Origin of the sequence: Lacrimispora indolis DSM 755, assembly GCF_000526995.1 — a bacterium.
GTDB classification, from domain to species: Bacteria; Bacillota; Clostridia; order Lachnospirales; family Lachnospiraceae; genus Lacrimispora; species Lacrimispora indolis.
This window is the reverse complement of sequence record NZ_AZUI01000001.1, coordinates 3,259,660-3,283,266: the sequence shown is the minus strand read 5'-3', so window position 1 is coordinate 3,283,266 and position 23,607 is coordinate 3,259,660. Positions and strand designations below refer to the sequence as shown.

Below are 23,607 nucleotides of genomic sequence, written 5' to 3'. Positions count from 1 at the left end.
AAAAAGGAGGAAATTATCATGGAACATAAATTTATAACGTTTCAGACTACACAGCAGATTATCCGGTTTGTTAATCTGGTAAGTAAGCTGGATTTTGATGTGGAGGTCAAATATGGAAGCCGCATTGTTGATGCAAAATCAATTCTGGGACTACTTTCCCTGGCCTCGTTCAAGGCTGTGAAAGTAGTCTTTCATACCGTCGCTTATTGTAATCCGCGGTTAGATAAGCTGTTTGCACCAGCTTCATGATTGTCGTCAAATACCGGCCTTTTAAAGCAAGGCGCAGAAGAAAAAATCAAAGAGCCCGTTAAATGTCAATACCGTTAAAAGGGACAATGATGTCAAACAGGTTCTTATCTCTTCAATTCCTCATCACAAATCTAAATCGAATGAGACGGAGCATAAGTAATTGCCTCATATTTTAGCGCATAATAAAGCGCCCACTCCTGATCTTTTGCCCATAAATCATAAAACTTTCCCTCTACTCCATTCACAGTCCGTGGAAATACCATGGCGCAGGATGCCCTGCCTTCTTTTGTAAGCAGGTTTAATCTTGTTATGCATAGTAATTATCACACAATGACTTCCAGAAAACTGTAATTGGAGCGGATGGCATCCTGAAGCTGTCTCATGAAAATGGCTATCTTTCCATGATAAATCAGGGCGTCTCGTACGGGTCAATTAACAGGAACTGGTTTTCATGAATGCAATAAGAGACGCCTCTGTATCTTTGCAGGACAAGTGCTGGGGTAGTACTGCAACAATTGAAAATTTCACAAAGGAGTTCTTTGAACAGAATCCGGAAATGGCAGCTAAGTATGAAGTGGAATGGGTCGTGTAAGGAAAAGGTGACAACGATATGACAGAGAGAGTCCGTCTGGCCTAATACGCAGCCAGGATGAGACTACAATGCACTTTGCGGAAGCGGTTCTATTTATTTATTACAAGAAATACATACTTACCTGAAAAGAACCGTTTCCCAGTGTGTCATAGGACATACAGATATTTTCATAGATATAAGTTAGTTGATTTAGAGGGAGGGAGCGAATGAAAAAGAATTGTATTCAAAATATCATAATCCATGTTTCTGACAATATGGATTCTCACTCCCTCTCGGATAAAATAAATGAATTCCATGTAGAAGTAATAGAACGTAGGTTATGTAATTCTAATTTATCGGTTAAAGAAAAAATAGCCGTTATTGACAGAATACTGGAAAACCTAAAATCACGGGAGCATGAGGGAATCATCAAATAAGTGTTTGTAAAGCCGCCATATATGATAAGGCGGCTTTACCTGTTTTTGTTCCCAGCTGCGAAGCGTAACGTGTTTTACTCCCATAAACCGTGCCAGTTCCTGCTGTGTAATAAATTCTTTTTTCGGTAAGCTTTCATTCTATCTGCGCAATCGTCAAGGCTATAAACTGGTATTGCTAATTTGGCTGTTTCTTCCTTGTCAGCTCCAAGGAACAGTTTTGTTTCCCTTTGTATGGTTGCGGAAAACGTCCGTTGCATGGCACAAAATTATTTGTGATCATGGCAATCAGCCGTTCTCTAGGGGAGTCGATGATCCGGCAGCCGATAATTCCGGCAGCATTGCATCCAAACCCCATGCACATGACAGCGGAAATTTATGCCCTATCATCCCTTTCTTCTGACGGAGCCAGAATCCTGTAATAGATCCGGATGGTCTGGCATTTATTACCTTTTCTCTCTTCTTCGCAGCTTTGGAAAATCTCAATTCTGTCTATGAACGTTCCCAGCAAATCAGAGGAAAGACCATTTTCCTTGCTTAATTCCCCCAACAACTTAGAAAACAGGCAGGAAGCGTCAGACCCTCCTTTCTGGTCCAAAGGGCATGGTTTTTGGAGCAGGGCCAGGCTGTCCCTGATATCTTTTTCTTCCTTTTCAAAGAAGTCCAGCATTTTATAAAACCGTTCTTCCCCGATCCGTTCATTTACCCGGTCTTCGTAGAGCTTTCCGATCATGCATTCAAGCTCCCTCTCTCTCCTTATGAGTTGGGACTCCGCCTTTTTTTCGCCGGACATTTCTTCAGGGATGCAAAGTTCCCGAAGCACTGCGTCAATTTCTGCCTTTTCCTCTTCCGTGAAGGAAAGAAGACTTCGTATTTCTTCCAATATCACCTTATAAAGAAGCTCGTATTCCATGAAATGATTGGTGCATTCTCTTTTTCCATACAGCTTATACCCTCCGCATACCAGCTTGGGGGATCCCCTTTTTCCTCCTGCTCCAGTGAAGGACATGTTCCTGCCGCAGTCCCCGCACCTGGCAAGCCCGGAGAATACGTTGGCAAAACCTGTTTCCGCAACCTTTTTACGGGGAACACTCCGTCTCCTTACCCGTTCAAAAACCTCCAGAGAAATGATCGGCTCATGCATATTCTCAACCACCACCCACTCTTTTCTGGGTTTTCGAAGGGTCATGCTGCTTTTAAAGGAAACCTTTACCGTCTTTCCCTGGACAATGTGGCCTATATATACAGGATTGCTTAACAGCTTGCAGACCGTGCCTGATGACCATTCCTTCCTTATGGAATAAACATCAGGATTGAGGTAAGGCCGCCCGGCACAGCGGTACATGGCCGGAGTCAGCACGTTTCTCTGATTTAAAAGCTGGGAGATCCGGGAAGGGGGTTCCCCTTCCTCTGCCAGCCGAAAAATTTCCTTTACAATGGAAGCTGCAACAGGGTCAACAAGAAGGTGGTTTTTATCCTCCGGGTCCTTCTGATAGCCATAAGGAGCAAAATTCCCGATAAATGCTCCCTCTTTTATTTTAGTCTGAAAGGCACTGCGGATCTTTTTTGAAGTATCCCTGGCGTACATTTCGTTTATGATGTTCTTAAAGGGTGCAATATCGCTCCACGGACTGTCAGAATCATACCCGTCGTTGATTGCTATGTAGCGGATTCCTCTGGAAGGAAAATAGATTTCCGTCAGCTGTCCTGTCATGATATAATCCCGCCCAAGGCGGGATAAATCCTTGGTGATCACTAAGTTCACCTGTTTTTCTTCTATATCCTGTAACAGCTGTTTCCAGGCCGGGCGGTCAAAATTGGTTCCGCTGTATCCGTCATCCACATACTCCCTGTATATGTCAAAACCATTTTCCATGGCATAGGAGCGAAGCATTTTGCGCTGGGTGCTGATGCTGGAACTTTCCCCTGCACCATCATCATCCTTTGACAGACGCATGTAAAGTGCCGCTCTGCAGCGGTCCGGCTGGCTGCCAGATCCAGGCCCGGTCATAAGGGAAGCGCTCCTGTTTTACACCGTATTTTGAAAAATCCCGGAATCAGCGTTTCTACCCTTTCTTCTTTTGAAAAGATACGCCCTGCCTTTGTAACGGAATACTTTTCCTCATAGGCTGCCTGATTTGATAAATCCATCTCATACACCTCCTGAAAAATCATATTCCAGCAGGTTTGTACCATATACTTCAGAGGATTTTTCCGGTTACTCAGCCAATCATTGATACCGGATAGAAATCTCTGATCCATTTTGATTAAAGTAAATACAATCTCCCTTTTCATAATGCCAGACAGCCTGAATGGCTTTCGGCTGTAAGATTCCGTTTACGGAGTGATAATCACGGAAATAAGCCGACCAGTCCGCTTCTGTTTCATTTCCCTCCATGTCAACGGCCACTCTGTCTCCGGTACGGAAAGAGAGCAATTTTCCGGAAGCATCAAAAGTAAAGACACCCTCTGCGTTTATCCCTTCCCATGTTATGCTTGCTCTCACGTTGGTATCATCCATTGGCTCCCATTTTACGAAGTCCTGCAATGCGGCGCCTGGCACCATTAAGCATTCGGCCAGCCAGGTTACAAGACAGGCACGGTCCATGTTTTCTCCCCGTTGGTCAAATAAAGGAATGACCTTTGCAAGCATCCCCCTCATACTGCCTTTACCGTTTTCATAAGAGTCAAGCCCTTCAAAGGGAATACCTGACAGGGAGGAGGAAATCAGTGCAAACCGTTCCGGTTTTTCCATAAGGTTATATTGTTTATAATCAATTTTTATGGTTTTTGTATCTGACATAACAAAATCCACATGGTTTAATTCAGCCTTCATGTATGCCATTTTAGGGGTTCCAAGAAACCCGCAATGCCTGAAATACTGCTGTACCGGCCTTGGCAATCCCTCTATGTCCCCCTCTGTAAAGATTTCTGCTGTATGATCGGCTCCTTTGGTTTTTATCTCCGTAATGCGTTCAAAACTGGCTTTGGCCGGTGAAAAAGGAAGCAATAAAAATATCACGATTCCCAAAATCAATAAAATGATTACCGTTATCCCAATCATCCCTCTATGCCTTCCTTTCGTCATATTTTAATCCCATCTCATTTACATTTCCTTCCAGCCGCTGAAACATTTCAGATAAAAAGGATATGTCTTCCGGTCTGAAGTTCTCAAACAGTTCCTCAATGAAGCGGTCCTCCATCTCTTCCCGCTGCTTTAAATATTCAACGCAGGCATCGGTGAGATTGATGCGGACCACTCTCCCATCTTCCGGATCCTTCTCCATCAGAACAAAGCCTTGTTTTTCCAGAAGAGACGCAATTTTCTTAACATTCTGGCGCGAGCTTCCGATTTTCGCCCCCAATTCAGAAAGCGTGGGAGTATTGCTTTCGCATCTCAATACACCGGCAAGAAAAAACCACTGCTTGACTGTCAGGCAAGGATCCATTTTGTCTCCAAGAATCTGCAGCTTGTTTGACAGCAAGAAGATCATGCCAAACACATACGCCTTGTTTTCCATATCATTCATCTCAATGACCGCCCTTCAACATATAAGTAACCAACAAAAAACAGTAACTGGTTACCTATATTATAAGTAACCAGTTACCCTTTGTCAATATGCATGGGATACCACAATTTGATTATTGATGCAAACAGATCCTCAAACAGTTATTGATCAGCTTTTTTCCGTGTAAGGCCCTCACGGTATTCATTGGGAGAAACGCCCGTTATCCGTTTAAACTGGGTGTAAAAGGCCGAAAGGCTCTCAAAGCCGCTTTGTAAAGCAATGGGCAAGATATTGTCCGGCGTACTGGCAAGGAGTTCCCTGGCCTTGTTTACCCGTAAGCCGTTTAAATACTCCACCGGAGTCTTTTCATATTGATTCTGGAATAACTGTATGATCCTGTTTCTGCTGAGCCCAAGCTTTTTTAATTCCTCCATTAAGCGGCTGTGGTCAGTAAAATAAAGATCATAAACTGCTTTAATTTTTTCCCCATTCTCTTTCTGCGGCTGAAATTCCAGCAAATCGGGACGGCAGCGCTTACAGGGGCGAAGGCCGCTTTCACGGGCCTGCTCCGCCGTATCAAAGAACTCAACATTCTCCCGTTTAGGACTTTTGGATTTGCAGGAAGGGCGGCAGAAAATACCCGTAGTTTTTACTCCGTAATAGAAGCTGCCGTCATAAGCCTCATCACAGGCCAGAGCCGCCTTCCACTTCTCCTCTTCTGTCAGCATATTGACATACCTCCTCTTCCTTTGTTTTTATTTTCTCCTTCCAGTTCAGCTGCTCCGCAAAAAGGAAGTCTCCACAAATAAATGGAGGCCACCGAGCCATAGGGGGAATACCGTTCTCTGCACATCTCAAACTGGCTCTTTGTCAGCTTCGGAAAGCCATATAATTTTTCCATGCCCCGGCGAATGGCCATATCGCCCCAACTGACCACATCGGGACGTTCCAGACAGTTGATGAGCAGCATTTCCGCAGTCCAAAGCCCCACCCCTTTTATGGCCGTCAGACGGCGGATGACCTCCTGGTCCGGCAATTCCCGCAAATCGTCAAACCATACCTTTCCCTGTAAAATATCTTTTGACAGATCTGAGATGGTAACCGCCTTTTTCATGGTCATACCGCAGCGCTGAATGTCATCAGGGGAAACAGCCGACAGGTTTTCAGCAGTGATATCCCCCAGCCTTTCCTGTACACGGCCCCATACGGTATTGGCGGAGGCTGCAGATACCAGCTGACCTATAACAGCGTACACCAGCGCTGCAAACGGATCAGGAATTACCTGACGTTCTACCCGTCCCAGCCGTGTCATCGCCGCCCCAAGCACAGGATCGGCTGAGGAAAGATACTCCACTTCCGTTCTGCCGTAGTCAAATAATTTTATCTCAACGGCCGGCATGTGTCCGCTCCAGCTCCAATAATTGTTCTTTGACCTCCAAACCGGCTGCATAACCTGTCAGTTTGCCGTCTGAGCCGATTACCCGATGACACGGTGTCAGGATCAAAATCGGATTTTTATAATTTGCCATTCCCACGGCGCGGGATGCGTCCGGGCGCCCGATCATTTCCGCAACCTGCTTATAACTTCTCGTTTCTCCATATGGAATTCTGCCCAGGGCTTCCCATACGGCTCTTTGAAATTCCGTCCCCTGGACGGCAAGAGGCAGATCAAATGCCCTGCTCGTCCCAGACAGATATCCTCTGATCTGCTTTTCCGCCTTCTCCAGCAAAGGGGTTTTCTGACCGCCCAAGGGTTCACGGGCATCTTTTGCAAAAAACAATTCCGTGATAAACCCATTCATTTCAGATATTCCCATCAGTCCCAGCGTGGTTTTAATGAATGCCGTATGTTTCATAAGACTCGCCTCCTTCTTATAATCCTAATATATACGAAACCGTTCCGCGTGTCTTCCTATTTTGCACCATTTAATTTTTATATAAAAATAGTTTTTACGCTGCACGGTTGTTTTAAAAGAAAATCCTGAAACAAACCACCTTCTTCCGCACAAATTTAACGGAAATTCCATCTTCTTACCAATGTCAGAAAAGAACAGGGCTGAAATAATGTATTTTTATAAACAAAAAGACCATCATCCCTATGGATTCCGGCCCTTTTGCATCATTGATAAAATTCTCCCATATCTCTTTTCCCTTTTATCCTGACGGATTCTTTCCCTTGTATTTAGAATAAATCTTCCTGAAATATTCATAATTCGGATACCCTACCATCTGGGCAACCTGATACAATTTGAACTTTCTGCTGGCAATCAGGGCGTCTGCCTGCTCCAGGCGTATGGTTGTCTGATATTCCCTGACCCCGATGCCCAGATTTTTTTTAAAAAGCGTTCCCAGATAATTAGGGGAAATGTAAAACCTGTCAGCCAGCTCATTTAAGGTAATATCGTCTGTATAATTTTCACTGATATACTTTGACACCTCTTTGCAGAGATTGGCGTTTTTTCCCCCTCCTCTGCTCTCCTGCAAAAGTTCTGACTTTACAAAGGATATGACGGCTTCCTTTCCCCCTTGATAATCTCCTGCTTTTAAGGGTTCATAAAGATTAGCCACGGTCCTGGAGGCAATGCCATGGCGCATAAAATAGATTCCCAGGCTGTAAACCAGACGCTTCATAAGCCTCAGACGGTACTTTGCTTCGGTTTTATCAATCTTCAGCATCCAGTTCTTTAAACTCCACAGCACAATCTGCTGATCCCTGTCCTCAACTGCTGCCTTTAACACAGTATCATTGCCAAGGGTTCTGTATAAGTGCTGGACTGAGGCGGGCATATCCAGGGAAAACAGGCTTTCCAGAGAAGTTTCGTACGCCTTTCGGATCATGCCAAACTCCTTATATATCCTGATCTTGGAACAAAGCAGCTCCTTTCCGGTCTGTTTTCTGAGTTTCCGTCTTAAATCTTCCATGGCTGCATCGATCTCCGCCTCATCAGAACCTGAAAACACAAAGGAAAAGGAAAACTGGTTTTCAAGCAGCCGCAGCCTGTATTTGCGGACTTCCTCCAATTCCCTTGCCAGCTCATTTAAGCATGCGATTCCCTGCACCTCTTCTTCTGAGGGCGGCTGCTCTTCAACCGTACTCCTTAATGCCACCGATACCACGGAAAAGGAACAGCCCCTTTCCCGTTCCACAAACTCCGCGTAAAGCTCCAGCAGTTTGTCATATAAAGACCTGTTTCCGCTCATGATGCTGTTATAAACCGCATCTTTAAAAACCTTCATTCCAGCCATGACCAGCTCTGCATCCGCTTTCTGTTTCTCATCGTTTATCCGCCGTTCATCCAGCCGTTTCTTGATCCTTATAAATACTTCTATGATCTGTTCCGGAGCAGAGGGTTTTAAGACATAATCCACCGCTCCTAATCGAAGAGAAGACTGGGCAAGCTCAAAGTCATCATAACCGCTGAGAAACACCACTTCTATCTGACTGAACCCGGCCTCCCTCAGTTCCCGCACCAGGGAAATGCCATCCTGAATGGGCATCTTGATATCAGTAAGTATGGCCTCAGGCGGCTGGTTTTTCATGGCTTCCCCGGCTTCCCTTCCATTGGTATATGTCCCAACAATCCGAAATCCTATTTCCTCCCATTTGATGGCGTTCTGTATCCCCGCTAAAATCCAGTCCTCATCATCCACCAAAACCAGATTGTACAACATAGATGTCCCCTCCTTGTTGTAATTATGTCTGCTGATTCGGTACTTCATTTAAAATTTTAATCTCAATGGCCGTGCCGATTCCCACTGTGGATTGAATGGTGAGCCCGCACCCCTCCCCATAGTAAAGGCCAATCCGTTTCATCACATTTTTCAGTCCATGTCCCACGTCGGATTTCATATCATAAACAGCCTCTACAAGCTCCGCTTCCATGCCGCATCCATCATCAGTAACCGTAAAATAAATATAGTCTTCTTCTGCAAATGCCTTCACCCATATCTGCCCGGCACCTCCCCGGAAATCAAAGCCATGAAGGATGGAATTCTCCACCAAGGGCTGAAGGAGAAGCTTGATCATACGGAATTTTAACACCTGGGAATCCGCATCCAGGGAAAACTCGATTTTTCCCTTGCAGCGGATATTCTGGATGTCCATGTAGCTCTTTAAATGGTTCAGCTCATCACTTACAAAATACACATTCTTCCCCTTATTTAGGCTGAGCCTTAAGAAATTCCCCAAAAGAATCACCATATTGCTGATTTCCTTCTGTTTCATGCTGAGGGCCATCCAGTTAATGGCCTCCAGGGTATTGTATAAAAAGTGGGGGTTGATCTGAGCCTGAAGGATTTCCAGCTCTTTTTTCTGTTTCAATTTTTCCTGCTTTAACAGGCTTTTTATCAGATCGTCGATCTGTGTGGTCATATGGTCAAACTCAGTGCACAGCACATCAATTTCATAAATCCTGCTGCTCTTTCCTGTCCTTAAGCCCCAGCCCCTGCCCTTAAAATTGGTGACTTCTTTGGACAGCATCAGAATGGGTTTTGATATCTTATAAGCCAACAGTGCGCTGAACGCCACAAACAGGCAGAGAAGGCCAATGGAAGATACAAATACCATTTTCTGGGTCTGCTTAAATGCCGCCACGGTTTTGTCATAGTCGGTCACTGCCATGACATAATACTTGTGTTCTTTCAGCTGCTTTTTGTTAAAAATCTTAAGCCCGGACTCAATATCCGGGTTCTGTTTTCCTGTTAAAATCTTCTGGTATTTATCATAGACTGTTTCCGGCAGGCGCTTTCCGATCACGCTTCTGTCGGTGCTGCTTATGATGTTGTCCTGGTCATCAATAAACAGGATTATTGATTCCTCATCCTGGCAGTATTCCTTCATCTGATTATAAAACAGGTTTTCATTGAGATTAATGACAAGGTGTCCGATTCCCTCTCCATAGTAAAGCCCTGAATAAATCCTCATGACGTAAGTATTGATATATGGAGTATGTACCTGGTTTAACAAGTCGTTTTCCCGGGTGGTAATCCAGCCTGAGGACATATTCTGTATTCTCTCACAGCTTTCTTCACCAGTATAATTTTCATAGTGGTAAACGCCGTTGATTCTGGTTGTTTTCAGCGCATCATCCTCCATCAGGATATTCACGGACACAATATCCCCCATGGTATAAGCCAGAGAAGAAAGATTCTGGTTCATATTGTTCTGAAATACCATCTGTTCGTAGGAACTGCTGTTTTTCTTATAGTTTAAGATGTTATTGATGATATTATAATTGTTGGCCGTTGACCTGGCCAGCAGCTCAATGGAATTCATGCTTTTATCCAGAGTATCGCTGATATAGACCAGCATCTGGTACTGCTTCACCTCAAATTCCTGATCTAAAACCTTCTGATAGCTTTTCTGGCTGAAAAATGAACTGATACAGAAAAAAGCCGCCATAATCAGACAGTTGCTGAGTATCAGTAATTTGCTGATGGAAATTTTAAACACCTGTCCTTTCATGGCAGTCTCCCTCCGGATCAAAAGGTTTTTTATCCAGCTTGGGCCGCTGCAAAATAAACTATAATTCAGTCACTTTACAGCAGCCCTGTATTCATTTATTATATCATGTTTTATAAATCCGTACTATCTCCCTTATTTTGAATTATTCACCGATTCAGAAATAATCTTAAAGGCATTGGCAGCTGCCTCAAGGGGTGTTTTCTGTCCGTATCCTGTGGCATACTGCTCATCCATAATGGTGTTTTCGATCACCGCGCTTCCTGGCACCAGCCATTCATAATCAATCCGCTTTGTGTTCTCCACCAATAGGTTCACCCCATCCACTACCAGCAGCGCATCTCCTTCCAGCATTGGAGAGATGATTTCACGGATGGATTCCGGGGCCGGCACTCCGCGGACAGTCATGAGTATCTTGGCCGCTTCTTTGTCATTAATCAGGAAATCGATCAGGGTTGCCGCTTCCTCCGGATGCTTGGAGCCCTTTCCCAGAGTCCATGGCATAGAAGCCAGCATGTAGGCTCCGCCGTTCTGAGCTGTGCCCGGCACTAAGGAGACGCCCAATTCTGCTTCTTCTGCCATGGCCGCATGGTCCTGAGGCATGGTTGCAATATGGTTTACTTCACAGGCCGCATCACAGCTTAAAAACAGATTGTCCTGCTGGGATTCCTGGCCCACGGTTAAGTCCAGAGGCGGAAATACTCCTGTTTCCCTCCATTTATTATACTGCTCATAAGCTCCGGAAAGAGCCTCTGTAAAGTCTAAAAGCTCACCTTCTTCTGTGGCAAACCACTGCCCAGCCTGTCTTACCATGGTCATGGTAAGGAAGTAGGAGGGCTCCTTCATTCCATATTTTCCGGTCTTGTCATAGATTTCCTGACAGGCCTTTTCAAAATCCTCCCAGGACCAATCGTTTGTGGGATAGGCCACGCCTGCTTCGTCAAATATCTTTTTGTTCCAGATAAAGAGGGGACCGTTAAGTCCGCTGGGCACCCCGTATTGGACTCCATTATAACGGGCCCATGTCAACGCGCTTTCCGGATAATCGTCCAGGTTCAGCTGTTTTCCGATGTATGGGGTCAAATCACCCAATTTGTCATTGGCTGCAAGGCTGGCAAAATACACATTGTTGTCCAGCTGGTACACATCCGGCTCTGTTCCGGATGAAATCTGGGTCATCAGCTTATCGTGGTAGCCATCCCAGCCCTGATATTCCGCGGTGACCTTAATTCCTGGATGCTTCTCCATAAATAAATCCAGGGCTTTTAAGGTTGCCTCATGCCTGGCATCGCTTCCCCACCAGGATATACGAAGCTCCACCGGTTTCCCGTCCCCTGCTTTTTCCGTTTCAGCACCGGAAGTATCTGCGCCTTTTGTATCCGCGCCTGATGAGTTTGCCTGCGCATTTGGTGCGGCGGTTCCTCCCCCACCGGAACTGCACGCCGCCAGCATGAAAGCAGTACCTGCTGCTACCACTGCTGTCTGTAACCTGGACATTTTTTTCATTTTTGCTTCCTCCTTTTTATTATTTGCAATGAATTCTGAACGTTTTGATCTCATAAGGATTTATTATAAATGATATCTTTTGCTCCGCAACCGGCACATCTGCCATGTGCCTTTCCAGCAGATCTGTTTCCTCACATGCTTCCACCGGAAAATTGAAGTAAATCCTTGCCTCACTTACCGTATTATAGGTTTCAAAAATTCGGATGACAATGTCTTCTCCGTCTTCTGATCTCTTAACTGTGTCAATGATGATGTTGTCACAATCCGTATACAGGTAAGACCTTTCCTTTGCCTTCTTCTTTCCTTCTGTTATGATCAGCGGAACATTCACCTCATAACCGGTCTGTGCCACCTTCCCCTCTTTGACACCGCCCCTGTGGGGATAAATCCAGTAAGAAAAGCTGTGGATGCCTTTATCACAGGTTTCGGAAGGATGGTCAGCGCCTCTTAACAGGCTCAGCTCCATATTGGAATTCTGAATGGAATAACCATATTTGCAGTCATTCAGCAATGATACACCAAAGCCGCCGTCGGAAACATCTCCCCATTTATGTCCGCACACCTCAAATCTGGCTTCATCCTGGCTGGTGGTGGAATGATTTGGATGCTCTGCATTGCCGAATGCCACATCATATCTGACGTTCAGCGCATGGACAGCCACAGGAAATTCCACCCGGAGCATCTTATGTTTTTCATCCCAGTCAACCTCTGTTTTAAATTCCATATAAGGTCCATGATGGTACACGATGATCTCCTGCTTTATTCTGGAATGATGAACCTGGGATTCTATGGAAACCACTGTGTAGAGACAATGATGCTCTGTCACCTTTTGACTTACAATATGGAAGGGCAGGGAAGGCTTATCCTCCCGTTTTCTGGTGGTCTCCCACGCCGATCCCCATTCCACCGGAATATCCTCTAAAAGCTTTAAAAGATTTCCTCTTTTGCCTTCTTTTAATACTTGGCGGCGGGCAGTTTTATCATATAAGGATATCAGGGTTCCTTCGCTATCCAGCTCCAGATCCAGCCACTCATTGCTTATTTTTATGCTGTTTTCCCCTGCTTCCCAGAATGCAGCCATGGGTTCACAGCTCTCCTGTCCCTCATCCGTCCGTTCATAAGTCCGGTATCCCAAAGCCGGCACATCTTCCGCCAGGAACACAATGGTTCCATCCGCTTTTTTAAACTGCCTAGGGCAGTTTCCGTTTAAATCCTTAACCCCCTGTTTTCCCTGTCCGTCTATGGATACCACCTGGCTCCGGCTCCATGACAGAGAATTATAAACAGTCACCCCTTCTTCCGGCAAACAGGCCATGGAATCCAGATTCTGACGGATGCTTTGCTGTCCGATCCGGCTTATTTCCTCATAATCCCGGTCACATTCCTCGTAAACCTCACCGATGCAGGTGCCTGGCAGAATGTCATGGAACTGGTTCAGCAAAATAAGTTTCCAGCCTTTTTCCAGATCCGTTCCCTGAAACCTTCCGTTTTCCAGGTACTGGAATACGGAAACGATTTCCGCATCCCGGAATAAAAATTCACTCTTTCTGTTGTTCTTCTTATTTTTTGCCGCAGTTGTATAGGTGCCTCTGTGTTTTTCAAAGTACAGCTCTCCGGCCCATACAGGATAATCCTTTTCTCTATCCAGTTCCTCAAAATACTGCTTTACGGTTCCAATTTCCACATTAGGCGTCATGGGAACTTTCTGAAGCCTTGTGACTGCTTCCAGCATCTCTTTTGTTACGCCGCCGCCACCGTCTCCATGTCCATAGAGGTAAAGGAGCGGGTCGCCGTTTCCTTTATTCTTGAAATGGTCCATGGATAACCGGACGCCGGAGGCAGACAAATCCCCATTGTAAAGACCCAGACCTTTTTCCGAACACATGGACATCATACCGGATAAGATTTCTGTTCCATCCAATCCTCTCCACTTAAATACACTGTAAGGGAACTCATTGGTTTCATTCCAGGTAAGCTTCGTTGTGAAGAAATAATCGGTGCCCGCTTTCTTTAAAATCTGAGGCATGGCAGAGGAATATCCAAATACATCAGGAAGGAAACAGATATTGGAATCAGAGCCAAGCTCCTGGTTGTAGAATTTTTTCCCGTACATAATCTGCCTGACAAAGGATTCCCCGTTGATTAAGTTGCAGTCAGGCTCTAAATACATACTTCCCAGGGTCTCCCATCTGCCTTCCTCCACCCTTTTTTTCACCTGGTCATACAATTCCGGATAATATTTCTTAGCCATTTCATAAAGCACAGGCATGCTCTGGCAGAATTTGAAATCCTCATACTGTTCCATCAGTCTCAGCATGCTGGAAAATGTCCGGCTTACCTTTCTGACAGTTTCCTTTAACGGCCAGTGCCATGCCACATCAATGTGGGAATGTCCCGCAAAAAGCATATTCACAGGCATTTTTAAGTCTTTATAGTCAGAAATTCCTTCCAGATAGGCAGCCATGGCCTTTGAAAGGCTGGCCAAAAGAGCTTCCTCATCGGAATAATCCAGCTTCAGCAGAGAATCATACAGCACATGAAGGGTGCGCTGCCTTGTATACTCCTCCGCACATCCCAATATGAATTCAAAACCCGTTTTTATCTCAAAGTAATACTCCCAAACTGGCCGGTTGATGGCTGCTATTTCGGACTGGGTGATGACAACATCACTTTTAAACACATTGCTGCTGTCTAAAATCAAGTCCTTACAGTAGGTTTCAATTTCCAGCTCATATTCCTCGCCGCCTTTGGCACAGGGGCTTAGCATGACCATATTCCGGTTGAAGTCAAGGCCGTTATAGTGCTTTCCATTGACAGAGATACAGCCCTCGCCTCCCACCTTCAGTAACAGCACCGCCGTATGCCCTTCATAGCTTTGATCCAGGGCCACTCCGTTCTTTAAGAATACTGTGTAATCCTTTCCCCCAATATGTTCTCCTTCTGAAAGAGAAAACCACTCCTCATCAAGCATTTCATACTGGCCAGGCCCCTTGTAAAACCCCCGTTTTGCCTTCCAGCCGCAAAACGGCGCCCTGTGATAATACAACAGCCCCTCCAGGCGGTTTAATTCTGACTGAATCTTTTTCTCAATCTTTAACATAAAATCCCCCTCCTTTTATCCTTTCAGACCTGACGTGCTGACTCCATCTACAAAATATTTCTGCATACAGAAAAACATCACGATGGCAGGTAATACTGAACATAACGCCATGGCCATCACTGCGCCCCAGTTATCCGCGCCGGTGGCATCAATGGTGGTTCTCATTGCCAGCGCAACCGTATATAAATCAACCTTGGTAAGATAAATCAGCTGGTTCTGGAAATCATCCCAATTCCACATAAATGAAAAGATGGCAACGGAAAACAGGGATGGCTTGCAAAGGGGAAATATGATTCTCAGTATAATGCCCAAGGCAGAGCAGCCATCGATTTTCGCCGCCTCATCCAGTTCCTTGGGAATTCCGCGTATGAACTGGGCGACAAGATAGATGAAAAATCCGCCTCCATTTCCAACGCCCAGGGCGGCTGGAATGATAAATGGCAGATAGGTGTTCAGCCATCCGATCTTGCTGAAAATAACATACTTAGATACCAGGGTGGCCGTAGCCGGCAGCATGATGGTTAAGAATAACACACTGTACCAAAATGTCTTGAATCGAAAATTCACTCTGGCAAACGCATAACCCACGAACAGGCTGATAATTAGGCTGCAGATAACACAGGTGATGACCAGGACAAAGGTATTAATAAAGAATTTATCAAAGGTATACGGTCTGACCAGTTTCCAGCCCGCCGGGAAGTTGTCAAACCGAAACTCGCTTGGAAACAGGCTGGGGCTTGACAGCACTTCTTTCGATGGCTTCAATGCCGCAAATATCATCCAGATCAGGGGATACAGCATCACAAGTCCCAGAAGGCTGATTAAGAGATAGATGACAATGCTGCTTATGGTTTTTTTCCCTTTCACGTTCCTTCCTCCTTAATCGTCGAAATTCAGAAATTTCTTCTCCAAAAGATGCAGTATCAGCGCCGTTCCTGCAATCATGATTAACAGGGCCCAGGATAAGGAGGAAGCATATCCCACATTGAAATACTTAAAGGCATTCTGGTATAGATAGATTACATAAAGCATACAGGAGTTTAAAGGTCCTCCCTTTCCATTAAATATGGTATATGGCGCGGCAAACATCTGGAACGCGTTGATGGTCTGCATCAGGATATTAAATGACATCATTGGCATGATACCTGGGATTGTGATGCTGATAAACTTGGCAACTTTTCCCGCTCCATCCACGCTGGCCGCTTCATAAAGGGATGAGGGTATCTGCTTTAAGCCGGCTAAAAATACCACCATAGAGGACCCGAACTGCCAGACCGTCAGCAGCGAAATGGTAAACAGGGTGTACTTGGGATTGCCAAGCCATGATACCCCTTCGATTCCTATTTCCGACAGCAGCGCATTGATCACACCGTCTTTTACAAAAAGGGCCTTCCACAGAATCGCAACAGCAATACTGGAGCCTAAGATCGACGGGATATAATAAATCGTCCGGAAGATGCCGATACCCTTGATCTTCATATTCAGTATCATGGCAATACACAGTGCAAAGACGATTTTAGCCGGTACTGCAATAAACACATATTTGAAGGTCACCTTTACAGCCTGGTAAAACACCTCATCCTCAAACATCTTCTGATAATTTCCCATACCAATAAATGCCGGCGTATTCAGAAGATTGTAATTGGTAAAGGACATCAGAAAGCTATGTAATATGGGCCATAGCTGAAAACATAAAATCCCCGCAAGCCAGGGTGCAATCAGGGTGTAACCAATTAAGTTTTCCCTGGATTTAATCCTTTTTTTGCTCATGTACCTTTATCCCCCTCTTGTTTCGTCTGTAATTATCTTATTGGAAATCCCTCCTTTTCTCAACGTAACAAAACTACAGTTTTTCTTCTTTTTTAACAATTCTTCCAGTTTTTTTCTCTATTTTAACTTTTTCATGTGCATATAGCACAACCTTGGTTTACTCACTCCAGGGTATGTAATATCAATAGTATAACAGGCACAAAATCCTCTGAATTTATCCAATATTTACCATATTTTGGCAGTACAGTAAACCGGCGTCCTTTTCCTTTCAATTCACAGGCGGAATCAATCTTCAGTTTTTCCGTCCGGATTGTAAAATTCGTGGACTACTGAATCCCAATCATCTTACAGCCCGGACCGATGGCATGAGACACTCCGTCTCTTACCAGATAGTTTCCCCTTCCTCCACCTTGATGCGTTTTTGAATGGGCAGCATACGGTCATAATCCTGGGTCTCGAAGCAGGAAATCAAGTCATGCTTCTTGATTCCAGTCCTAACTCCCAGACAGAATTTTGCTCAAATTGAGTATAAAAAAAGGGCTTAACCAGTTCCCCTCCTTAATTGAGGGGCTGATTAAGTCCTGTTTCATCGCCGTCACACACATACTTCCAGTAACTTTCAAAGCCGCTATCCAGGTCATAGGTGCAAAGCATATTGAGCCGGGTACCGGAGCGGTCATGTCCGACACCGTTCATGGCAAAGCTCCCCGGCCTCCCAACGTTTTCTCAATAATTCCAATACCAGCTCCTTTGCTGTCTTTTCACCGATAAAAACCCGCTCCACCTTTACGGTCATATTTTTTTCCTCATAGGTTACCTGATCTGATGAATCCATTTCATGCACCTCCTGAGAAATATTATTCAAACGTGTTTGTACCATATACCGTAACACATGCATGTACTGTTTATATTTTAGGAAAGACTCAGGAAATAAAAAAGGTATGGCAGCCGCTCTGCCATACCTTTTTTCTACTCTTTTCATCACTCCATATATCCGCCCTTCATTGGAGATACCGCACGTTCACTGAATATTTTCAATACTCCTGACGAATATTTTGACGGTCTAGGCTGCCATCTTTCCCGCCGTTCCTTAAGGATCTCTTCCATCTCACGTTCTGATTTCCTCTGACCATTTACGCCCACGATCGCAAGAAGGCGGTTAGGTATGTCTATTTGTATCATATCCCCCTCCTCTACCAGCGCAATGGGGCCGCCATCCGCCGCTTCCGGTGAAACATGACCGATAGAAGGACCTGTGGAAGCCCCGGAAAAACGTCCGTCTGTGATCAGGGCAATGGTGTGTCCAAGCTCCTTATCTGACGAGATGGCCTCAGAGGTGTAAAACATTTCCGGCATTCCGCTTCCTTTGGGACCTTCATACCGGATAAATACGGCATCCCCAGGCTTTACCCGGTGTTTCAGCACCGCATCAATGGCCTCTTCCTCACTGTCAAAGGGGCGTGCATTTAACACCGCCTGGAACATCTCTTTTGGACAGGCAGTATGCTTGATGACCGCACCTTCCGGCGCAAGATTTCCCTTTAAAATGGCAATGGCCCCATCTGTTCCTATCGCCTCCTCAAAGGGACGGATTATTTCTTCTTTTTTCACCCCGGCTTTTACGCAATACTCATCGCATTTTTCATAAAAACCGCTTTGCTTCAGCATCTCCAGATTTTCACCCAGGGTCTTTCCTGTCACAGTCATTGCGTCCAAATGAAGCACTGACTTGATCTCTTCCATGATCCTTGGCACTCCGCCTGCATAGTAGAAGTACTGGGCCGGCCATTTACCGGCGGGTCTGATGTCAAGAAGGTAATGGGCGCCTCTGTGCAGCCTGTCAAACATTTCAGAATCTATTTCCAAACCGAATTCATGAGCAATGGCAGGAAGATGTATCAGGGAATTCGTGGACCCGGATATGGCGGCATGGACCATAATGGCATTCTCAAAGGATTCCATGGTAACCATGTCTCTCGGCTTAATTCCCTTTGCAGCAAGCTCCATGATCTGGCGGCCTGCTTTTTCAGCAACCTCCTTTAAATCAGGACAGGTTGCCGGCATAAGGGCTGATCCTGGAAGCATGAGCCCAAGGGCCTCTCCCATGACCTGCATGGTTGACGCCGTACCCATAAAGGAACAGGCTCCGCAGGATGGACAGGCATGCTGCTTATAATATTCCAGCTTTTCAGGCTCCAGTTCCCCTCTCTGGCACATGGCACTGTACTTTCCGATCTGCTCCAGGGTAAGAAGATCCGGACCTGCATCCATAACACCGCCGGTCACCAGAATGGAAGGCATATTAACCCGGCCGATTGCCATCAAATGGGCAGGAACCCCTTTATCGCAGCTTGAAACAAATATCCCGCCGTCAAATGGAGTTGCGCCCGCGTGGATTTCAATCATATTGCAGATCGTATCCCTTGAAACCAGGGAATAGTTGATGCCGTCATGCCCCTGGGCCATTCCATCACAAATATCTGTTGTAAAATATCTTGCCGCTTTTCCTCCTTCTTCCTTCACCCCATCTGCCGTCCTGTTCACCAATTCCAGCAGGTGAGCGCTTCCCGGATGGCTGTCACCAAAGGTGCTTTCCACCATGATCTGCATTTTGGAAAGGTCTTCTGCCTTCCAGCCCATGCCCATCCGAAGCGGGTCCATTTCCGGAGCCAGCTTTCGAATCTCCTGACTAACCATAATAACGCTCCTTTCATATTCATCTTATATTTTATATTTTCATTATAATAACTCATCAGATGATTGTCAATTACACTTTATGGCTTTATTTTAAATTCCTGCGTATCCTTCACACTTATTATACATTTCGCCTTATTTATTTTGTTTTTCATTCCAAAGTCATCTGCTCAATTTATCATTTCATATTCAATTCATCTGATTTATTAACACATCATCTAATTTATTTATACTTGAAGGAATCAGAAATTACGTTTATAATCAGATGAGATAACCACATAGCTGAAAGGAACACACTATGGCCTCAACTCATAAATCCCTTGCCGATACAACGGCTGAAAGAATCATCAAATACATCATTGACAACAAATTAAAAGAAGGTGCCCAGCTTCCTAACGAAACCACCCTTTCCTCTCTTATGGGTGTGGGACGAAGTACCCTTCGGGAAGCCGTACGGGCTCTTGTTTCACGCAATATTCTTACAGTTCAGCAGGGCTCTGGAATTTACGTCTGCCACAATACAGGCGTATCTGATGATCCTCTGGGCTTCATTTTTATTGAAAATAAGGAAAAGCTGGTAGCCGACCTTTTGGAATTCCGCATGATGATCGAGCCCCGGGTGGCTGCCCTGGCCGCCTCAAAAGCCACTCCGTCACAGGCCGGGGAACTGCTTTTCCTGGCAAACCGGGTGGAGGAATGCTACCATGAAGGGATATCCCACACAGAGACCGATGCCGCCTTCCATGCCAAGATCGCGGAGATCAGCGAAAATGTCATCGTCCCCCAGCTTGAACCCCTTATCATGCATGCCATTGACATGTTTATCGACATCACCCATTCTGCATTAAAAGAGGAAACCATAAGGACACATAGGGCCATTGCAAATGCCATACAAAAAAACGATTCCATTGCCGCCCAGGATGCCATGACCCTTCATCTCATTTACAACCGGGACCGTCTGCGCAAGGTTCTTGAAAAAGATCCTGCCTAAAAATTCCGCCCATAAAAAGAGCATTCCAAAGGTCCCTTCGCACCATTGGAATGCTCTTTATTATTTTTCACTTACAAATAATGCCGGATTATTTCCGCTCCCCCTTCATGGTCTGCTCAATGATGCTGCGCATGGTGTCTTCGGAAAGCTGGCCGCTTGCATAACCAAATACATTTCCATCCCGGTCAATCATAAACGTGGTGGGATAAGAGTAGATTCCGTAAGCAGTAAACAGTTCTGCATCTGTATCCATCAGCACAGGGTACGTATATCCGTTTTCTTCCAGGAACTTTTTAATCCCTTCCTCATCTGTTTCCCTTCCATAATCAGGGGCCGCTACTCCCAAAACGATCAGTGCATCGTCGCCTTCCGTATTGGCAGTTTCATATATTTTCTGAATATCCGGCATCTCCGCCCTGCAGGGAGGACACCAGGTTGCCCAGAAATTTAAAAAGATCGTCTTTCCTTTATAATCGGAAAGGGAATGGGTATTGCCGAACTGGTCCGTCAATGTGAAGTCTACCGCAGGCAGCGGCTGATTTGTGTCGTCTGACTCCTCAGTCTTTTCCGGCTCTGATGCGGATTCTTCTTCCGCCGGTTCTGAGGTTTCTGCTGATTCTGTGGCTTCTGCTGTCTCCGGCGTCTCTTTTGATTCTGTGACTGTGGGAGACGGTATGGAGGAAAGATATCCTGTCACCGCATTCATTTTTCCGGTAAACATTAAAATTCCCATAAAAACCATGAGAACTCCGCCGACTTTTACTGCATTCTTTGCCAGATTTCCGTGAGCCTTAAAAAACTCAAGCACCGAGGTGGTGAAGAATCCCACTGCCAGGAAAGGAAGGACAAAGCCCAGTGTGTACACACCAATCAGGACAAAGCCCATGGCCTTTGTAGAGGCCGAGGCGGCCATAAGAAGCACGCTGGCAAGGGCCGGTCCCACACAGGGCGTCCAGGCAAAGCTGAAGGTAAATCCCATAATCAGTGCAGTTAAGGGAGACATGGCCAGTGTATTAAGAGAAAATGGCAGCCTGCGCTCTCTTCCCAGAACCGAAGAAGTGCCAAAAGTGCCCAGCTGGTATAAACCAAACAAAACCACCAGGATTCCCCCCACTCTTGCAAAGAGAAGCTGGTTTGATTTAAAAAAACTGCCAAGAGCAGAAAATCCCAGCCCCAGCAGAAAGAATGCAAAGCTGACTCCAACAACAAAGCAAACGGTATGAAGCATGACCTTGCTGCGTTTATAATAAATCCGCCCGTCTTCCCCCCGGACTCCCGTTCCTCCTGACAAATACCCTATGTAAAGGGGGATGAGGGGGAGCACACAAGGAGAAAAGAAGCTGATTACCCCCTGAAGAAACACGGTCAAAACAGGAATACTCACATCAATTGAAAATCCCAAATACTGTACCTCCTTTTAAGCTTGCGCCATATCTTACCGGCTTTTTGCATTTTTCTGCAACTATTCTGTACTATTTTTAGTTACAGTTTATAGGTGTAACTATACCATTTCCTTGAAAAAGTGTCAAGTCAATTATTGTAAAATAAAAAAAGCATAGATTTCTTCTGTCACATGGTAAGCGCCTGCTTTCCGCAGGCTGAACACCGCTTAAAGCAGCGGTCCAAGTTAAATGCCACTCTGGGAAGGTATCCAAAATCCTCTAAAAGCGTGAACAGAGGGAAAAAGATCGCCATAGGAGGAAGCATAACTGATACCACCCAGGCCAGGACCCGGTAAACACCATGGATCAGCAGATCTGATATAATGGCCGGCACCCCGGCAGCATCGGCCAGGCCGCTCATCCACGCCTCCACTTTAAACAGCACGTTGCTCAGCATTTCCGAAGGATAATTGGCTCCCGTTATGGTGAGCCAGAAGGTTCCAAGCAAAATCAGGAACATGATGGGAAAACCCGTGGCCTTACTGGTAAAAAGCTGATCCAGCTTCCGGTCCTTCCTGTCATAGGTCTGGTTTTCATATTCCACCACACCTTCGCATAAAGATTCCGCCTTTTTTATGAAAACAGCAGCCATGTCATCGCTTACCTTTTCCTGGGAGATCCCGGCGTCCTTCCATTCCTCCCGGATTTCGGCCAGGCAGGCAGCCACTTCTTCCGATTCAGCCACAGGCTTTCTGTATTTCCTTACGGCCTCCATTAAATTTCCGTTGGCGTCCAGCAGTCTGGCACACAGCCACCGGACCTCTGTCTCTCCCTCAGCCGCATGTTCCACCGACGGGAGAAGCCTGGCAATGGCCTCTTCAATATATTGGGGGTAACGGATGAGAACAGGTCTTTCCTCTGGCCCAGTCTGTTCCCCTTCTTCTTTTTGTTCCAGGCAGCGCTTTAAGCCGGTGTAAATCTGATCCAGTCCCTTGTTGCTCCTGGCTGCCGTTCCCACAACAGGGACACCAAGGCGCTGTTCCAGTATGTCAAGGCGTATATAAATCTTTTTCTTTTTGGCCTCATCCATAAGGTTTACACAAACCACTGCCTTTGGTGCTGCCTCCATGATCTGCAGCACCAGATTTAAGTTTCTTTCCAGACACGTGGCGTCACAGACCACCACTACTGCATCCGGGTTTTCAAAGCAGATAAAATCTCTGGCAACCTCTTCTTCCGTGGAATGGGCCATCAGGGAATAGCAGCCCGGAATATCCACCATCACGTATCCCTGACTGTTGTCCGTACACCAGCCCTGGGCATTGGCTACGGTTTTCCCCGGCCAATTTCCGGTATGCTGGTTCAGCCCGGTAAGCTGGTTAAATACCGTACTCTTGCCCACATTAGGATTTCCGGCCAGCGCAATGACCTTATCCTCTTCCTTCCGCTTTTTGATTTCCAGACCGCAGTCCACAGATTTTATTCCCATTGAGTCCCTGCTTAATCCCATACCTGCTCCTCCAAGGAAACCGCAGCAGCCACCATCTCTCCGCCGCAGTGATGTTTTGCTTTTTCCTCTGCCTTTGACTGAACCAGAACACGGCCTGAGTCCTCGCTCCTAAGGGCGATCACCGCACCGCGTATTAAAAATGCCGTAGGATCTCCTAAAGGGCTTTTTCCAAGGCATTCCACAATGGTGCCCTCAATAAGTCCGATATCCTGCAAGCGCCTTCTCATATCATCATAAGCGGCCAGCTTTGCGATGACCGCTTTCTGGCCTCTTTTTAAATCTGTTAAATAAATATTTTCTGACATTCTTTCTGCCTCCACGTATCTTTCAAATGTTTCCATATCCTAACATATGCAGGAAATAAAAATCCGGTTCCTTTTTATTTTCAATGCTTTTATCCTTCACAAAACACCAGTCTGACCCTGACCGG

23 protein-coding genes and 1 pseudogene are annotated in these 23,607 nt (G+C 45.7%); 4 read left to right on the top strand and 20 right to left on the bottom strand.

From position 1 onward, the window contains the following. Positions 1-18: 18 nt before the first annotated feature. The 3 genes from K401_RS0115730 to K401_RS0115715 all read left to right on the top strand — a co-directional run bounded on the left by K401_RS0115730 (position 19) and on the right by K401_RS0115715 (position 1,257). Positions 19-249, top strand: a complete 231-nt coding sequence (locus K401_RS0115730) for an HPr family phosphocarrier protein (RefSeq protein WP_024293841.1) — start codon at positions 19-21, stop codon at positions 247-249. Between the two features lie 451 nt (positions 250-700). After that, positions 701-841, top strand: a complete 141-nt coding sequence (locus K401_RS32915) for a hypothetical protein (protein WP_156945286.1) — start codon at positions 701-703, stop codon at positions 839-841. Positions 842-1,047: 206 nt separating this feature from the next. Then, positions 1,048-1,257 carry a hypothetical protein gene (locus K401_RS0115715; RefSeq protein ID WP_024293840.1) on the top strand — a complete coding sequence of 70 codons (210 nt, stop codon included), beginning with the start codon at positions 1,048-1,050 and terminating at the stop codon, positions 1,255-1,257. A 238-nt stretch (positions 1,258-1,495) separates the two neighbouring features. Here K401_RS0115715 and K401_RS34330 read toward each other — a convergent pair. From K401_RS34330 to ilvD, 17 genes and pseudogenes are all read right to left on the bottom strand, one after another. Next, a pseudogene (locus K401_RS34330) lies at positions 1,496-1,618 on the bottom strand (nucleoside recognition domain-containing protein); the annotation flags it as partial. Between the two features lie 12 nt (positions 1,619-1,630). Then, positions 1,631-3,265 carry a recombinase family protein gene (locus tag K401_RS0115705; RefSeq protein WP_024293838.1) on the bottom strand — a complete coding sequence of 545 codons (1,635 nt, stop codon included), beginning with the start codon at positions 3,263-3,265 and terminating at the stop codon, positions 1,631-1,633. Further along, positions 3,262-3,405: a hypothetical protein gene (locus K401_RS32910; protein ID WP_156882234.1), complete on the bottom strand. Its 144-nt coding sequence runs from the start codon at positions 3,403-3,405 to the stop codon at positions 3,262-3,264. Before K401_RS32910 ends, K401_RS0115705 begins: the two co-directional genes overlap by 4 nt. A 79-nt stretch (positions 3,406-3,484) precedes the next feature. After that, a complete protein-coding gene (locus tag K401_RS0115695; RefSeq protein WP_024293836.1) occupies positions 3,485-4,318 on the bottom strand; it encodes a DUF6544 family protein in 834 nt (277 codons plus the stop codon). A 4-nt stretch (positions 4,319-4,322) separates the two neighbouring features. Then, positions 4,323-4,784: a MarR family winged helix-turn-helix transcriptional regulator gene (locus K401_RS0115690; RefSeq protein WP_024293835.1), complete on the bottom strand. Its 462-nt coding sequence runs from the start codon at positions 4,782-4,784 to the stop codon at positions 4,323-4,325. Between the two features lie 140 nt (positions 4,785-4,924). Beyond that, positions 4,925-5,491 carry a bifunctional transcriptional activator/DNA repair enzyme AdaA gene (locus tag K401_RS0115685; RefSeq protein ID WP_029694929.1) on the bottom strand — a complete coding sequence of 189 codons (567 nt, stop codon included), beginning with the start codon at positions 5,489-5,491 and terminating at the stop codon, positions 4,925-4,927. Further along, positions 5,485-6,162, bottom strand: coding sequence for a DNA-3-methyladenine glycosylase family protein (locus tag K401_RS0115680; RefSeq protein ID WP_024293833.1), 678 nt, complete (start codon positions 6,160-6,162; stop codon positions 5,485-5,487). The genes K401_RS0115685 and K401_RS0115680 overlap by 7 nt, the downstream gene beginning before the upstream one ends. Beyond that, positions 6,149-6,619: a methylated-DNA--[protein]-cysteine S-methyltransferase gene (locus tag K401_RS0115675; RefSeq protein ID WP_024293832.1), complete on the bottom strand. Its 471-nt coding sequence runs from the start codon at positions 6,617-6,619 to the stop codon at positions 6,149-6,151. Before K401_RS0115675 ends, K401_RS0115680 begins: the two co-directional genes overlap by 14 nt. A gap of 298 nt (positions 6,620-6,917) precedes the next feature. After that, entirely contained in the window at positions 6,918-8,435 is a 1,518-nt protein-coding gene (locus K401_RS0115670; protein WP_024293831.1) for a response regulator transcription factor, read from the bottom strand. Between the two features lie 22 nt (positions 8,436-8,457). Further along, a complete protein-coding gene (locus K401_RS0115665; protein WP_024293830.1) occupies positions 8,458-10,227 on the bottom strand; it encodes a sensor histidine kinase in 1,770 nt (589 codons plus the stop codon). Between the two features lie 132 nt (positions 10,228-10,359). Next, the gene (locus tag K401_RS0115660; RefSeq protein ID WP_024293829.1) at positions 10,360-11,730 is read right to left on the bottom strand and encodes an ABC transporter substrate-binding protein; all 1,371 of its coding nucleotides are present in this window, start codon (positions 11,728-11,730) and stop codon (positions 10,360-10,362) included. Between the two features lie 19 nt (positions 11,731-11,749). Then, entirely contained in the window at positions 11,750-14,830 is a 3,081-nt protein-coding gene (locus K401_RS0115655; protein ID WP_024293828.1) for an alpha-mannosidase, read from the bottom strand. A 15-nt stretch (positions 14,831-14,845) separates the two neighbouring features. Then, positions 14,846-15,697 carry a carbohydrate ABC transporter permease gene (locus K401_RS0115650; protein ID WP_207641462.1) on the bottom strand — a complete coding sequence of 284 codons (852 nt, stop codon included), beginning with the start codon at positions 15,695-15,697 and terminating at the stop codon, positions 14,846-14,848. Positions 15,698-15,709: 12 nt separating this feature from the next. Further along, complete coding sequence (locus tag K401_RS0115645) at positions 15,710-16,600, bottom strand: carbohydrate ABC transporter permease (RefSeq protein ID WP_024293826.1); 891 nt, start codon at positions 16,598-16,600, stop codon at positions 15,710-15,712. Positions 16,601-17,158: 558 nt separating this feature from the next. Continuing rightward, complete coding sequence (locus tag K401_RS32905; RefSeq protein WP_156882235.1) at positions 17,159-17,296, bottom strand: hypothetical protein; 138 nt, start codon at positions 17,294-17,296, stop codon at positions 17,159-17,161. Then, entirely contained in the window at positions 17,277-17,435 is a 159-nt protein-coding gene (locus K401_RS32900; RefSeq protein WP_156945285.1) for a hypothetical protein, read from the bottom strand. Before K401_RS32900 ends, K401_RS32905 begins: the two co-directional genes overlap by 20 nt. A gap of 146 nt (positions 17,436-17,581) precedes the next feature. Continuing rightward, on the bottom strand, positions 17,582-19,297 hold the full coding sequence (gene ilvD / locus K401_RS0115625) for a dihydroxy-acid dehydratase (RefSeq protein ID WP_024293824.1): 1,716 nt from the start codon (positions 19,295-19,297) through the stop codon (positions 17,582-17,584). Between the two features lie 295 nt (positions 19,298-19,592). Between ilvD and K401_RS0115620 the strand changes: the two genes are divergently transcribed. Further along, entirely contained in the window at positions 19,593-20,285 is a 693-nt protein-coding gene (locus tag K401_RS0115620; protein ID WP_024293823.1) for a FadR/GntR family transcriptional regulator, read from the top strand. A gap of 88 nt (positions 20,286-20,373) precedes the next feature. Here K401_RS0115620 and K401_RS0115615 read toward each other — a convergent pair whose 3' ends face one another. The 3 genes from K401_RS0115615 to K401_RS0115605 form a co-directional block, all read right to left on the bottom strand. Beyond that, the gene (locus K401_RS0115615; protein WP_024293822.1) at positions 20,374-21,687 is read right to left on the bottom strand and encodes a redoxin family protein; all 1,314 of its coding nucleotides are present in this window, start codon (positions 21,685-21,687) and stop codon (positions 20,374-20,376) included. Between the two features lie 167 nt (positions 21,688-21,854). Then, positions 21,855-23,177 carry a ferrous iron transporter B gene (locus K401_RS0115610; protein ID WP_024293821.1) on the bottom strand — a complete coding sequence of 441 codons (1,323 nt, stop codon included), beginning with the start codon at positions 23,175-23,177 and terminating at the stop codon, positions 21,855-21,857. Beyond that, entirely contained in the window at positions 23,168-23,482 is a 315-nt protein-coding gene (locus K401_RS0115605; protein ID WP_024293820.1) for a FeoA family protein, read from the bottom strand. The genes K401_RS0115610 and K401_RS0115605 overlap by 10 nt, the downstream gene beginning before the upstream one ends. Between the last annotated feature and the right edge of the window lie 125 nt (positions 23,483-23,607).

Bases quoted from the DNA above. Each gene is read 5' to 3' on its own strand.
- K401_RS0115730 (WP_024293841.1), top strand. From the start codon at position 19: ATGGAACATAAATTTATAACGTTTCAGACTACACAGCAGATTATCCGG.
- K401_RS32915 (WP_156945286.1), top strand. From the start codon at position 701: ATGAATGCAATAAGAGACGCCTCTGTATCTTTGCAGGACAAGTGCTGG.
- K401_RS0115715 (WP_024293840.1), top strand. From the start codon at position 1,048: ATGAAAAAGAATTGTATTCAAAATATCATAATCCATGTTTCTGACAAT.
- K401_RS0115705 (WP_024293838.1), bottom strand. From the start codon at position 3,265: ATGACCGGGCCTGGATCTGGCAGCCAGCCGGACCGCTGCAGAGCGGCA.
- K401_RS32910 (WP_156882234.1), bottom strand. From the start codon at position 3,405: ATGGATTTATCAAATCAGGCAGCCTATGAGGAAAAGTATTCCGTTACA.
- K401_RS0115695 (WP_024293836.1), bottom strand. From the start codon at position 4,318: ATGATTGGGATAACGGTAATCATTTTATTGATTTTGGGAATCGTGATA.
- K401_RS0115690 (WP_024293835.1), bottom strand. From the start codon at position 4,784: ATGAATGATATGGAAAACAAGGCGTATGTGTTTGGCATGATCTTCTTG.
- K401_RS0115685 (WP_029694929.1), bottom strand. From the start codon at position 5,491: ATGCTGACAGAAGAGGAGAAGTGGAAGGCGGCTCTGGCCTGTGATGAG.
- K401_RS0115680 (WP_024293833.1), bottom strand. From the start codon at position 6,162: ATGCCGGCCGTTGAGATAAAATTATTTGACTACGGCAGAACGGAAGTG.
- K401_RS0115675 (WP_024293832.1), bottom strand. From the start codon at position 6,619: ATGAAACATACGGCATTCATTAAAACCACGCTGGGACTGATGGGAATA.
- K401_RS0115670 (WP_024293831.1), bottom strand. From the start codon at position 8,435: ATGTTGTACAATCTGGTTTTGGTGGATGATGAGGACTGGATTTTAGCG.
- K401_RS0115665 (WP_024293830.1), bottom strand. From the start codon at position 10,227: ATGAAAGGACAGGTGTTTAAAATTTCCATCAGCAAATTACTGATACTC.
- K401_RS0115660 (WP_024293829.1), bottom strand. From the start codon at position 11,730: ATGAAAAAAATGTCCAGGTTACAGACAGCAGTGGTAGCAGCAGGTACT.
- K401_RS0115655 (WP_024293828.1), bottom strand. From the start codon at position 14,830: ATGTTAAAGATTGAGAAAAAGATTCAGTCAGAATTAAACCGCCTGGAG.
- K401_RS0115645 (WP_024293826.1), bottom strand. From the start codon at position 16,600: ATGAGCAAAAAAAGGATTAAATCCAGGGAAAACTTAATTGGTTACACC.
- K401_RS32905 (WP_156882235.1), bottom strand. From the start codon at position 17,296: ATGAACGGTGTCGGACATGACCGCTCCGGTACCCGGCTCAATATGCTT.
- K401_RS32900 (WP_156945285.1), bottom strand. From the start codon at position 17,435: ATGGATTCATCAGATCAGGTAACCTATGAGGAAAAAAATATGACCGTA.
- ilvD (WP_024293824.1), bottom strand. From the start codon at position 19,297: ATGGTTAGTCAGGAGATTCGAAAGCTGGCTCCGGAAATGGACCCGCTT.
- K401_RS0115620 (WP_024293823.1), top strand. From the start codon at position 19,593: ATGGCCTCAACTCATAAATCCCTTGCCGATACAACGGCTGAAAGAATC.
- K401_RS0115610 (WP_024293821.1), bottom strand. From the start codon at position 23,177: ATGGGATTAAGCAGGGACTCAATGGGAATAAAATCTGTGGACTGCGGT.
- K401_RS0115605 (WP_024293820.1), bottom strand. From the start codon at position 23,482: ATGTCAGAAAATATTTATTTAACAGATTTAAAAAGAGGCCAGAAAGCG.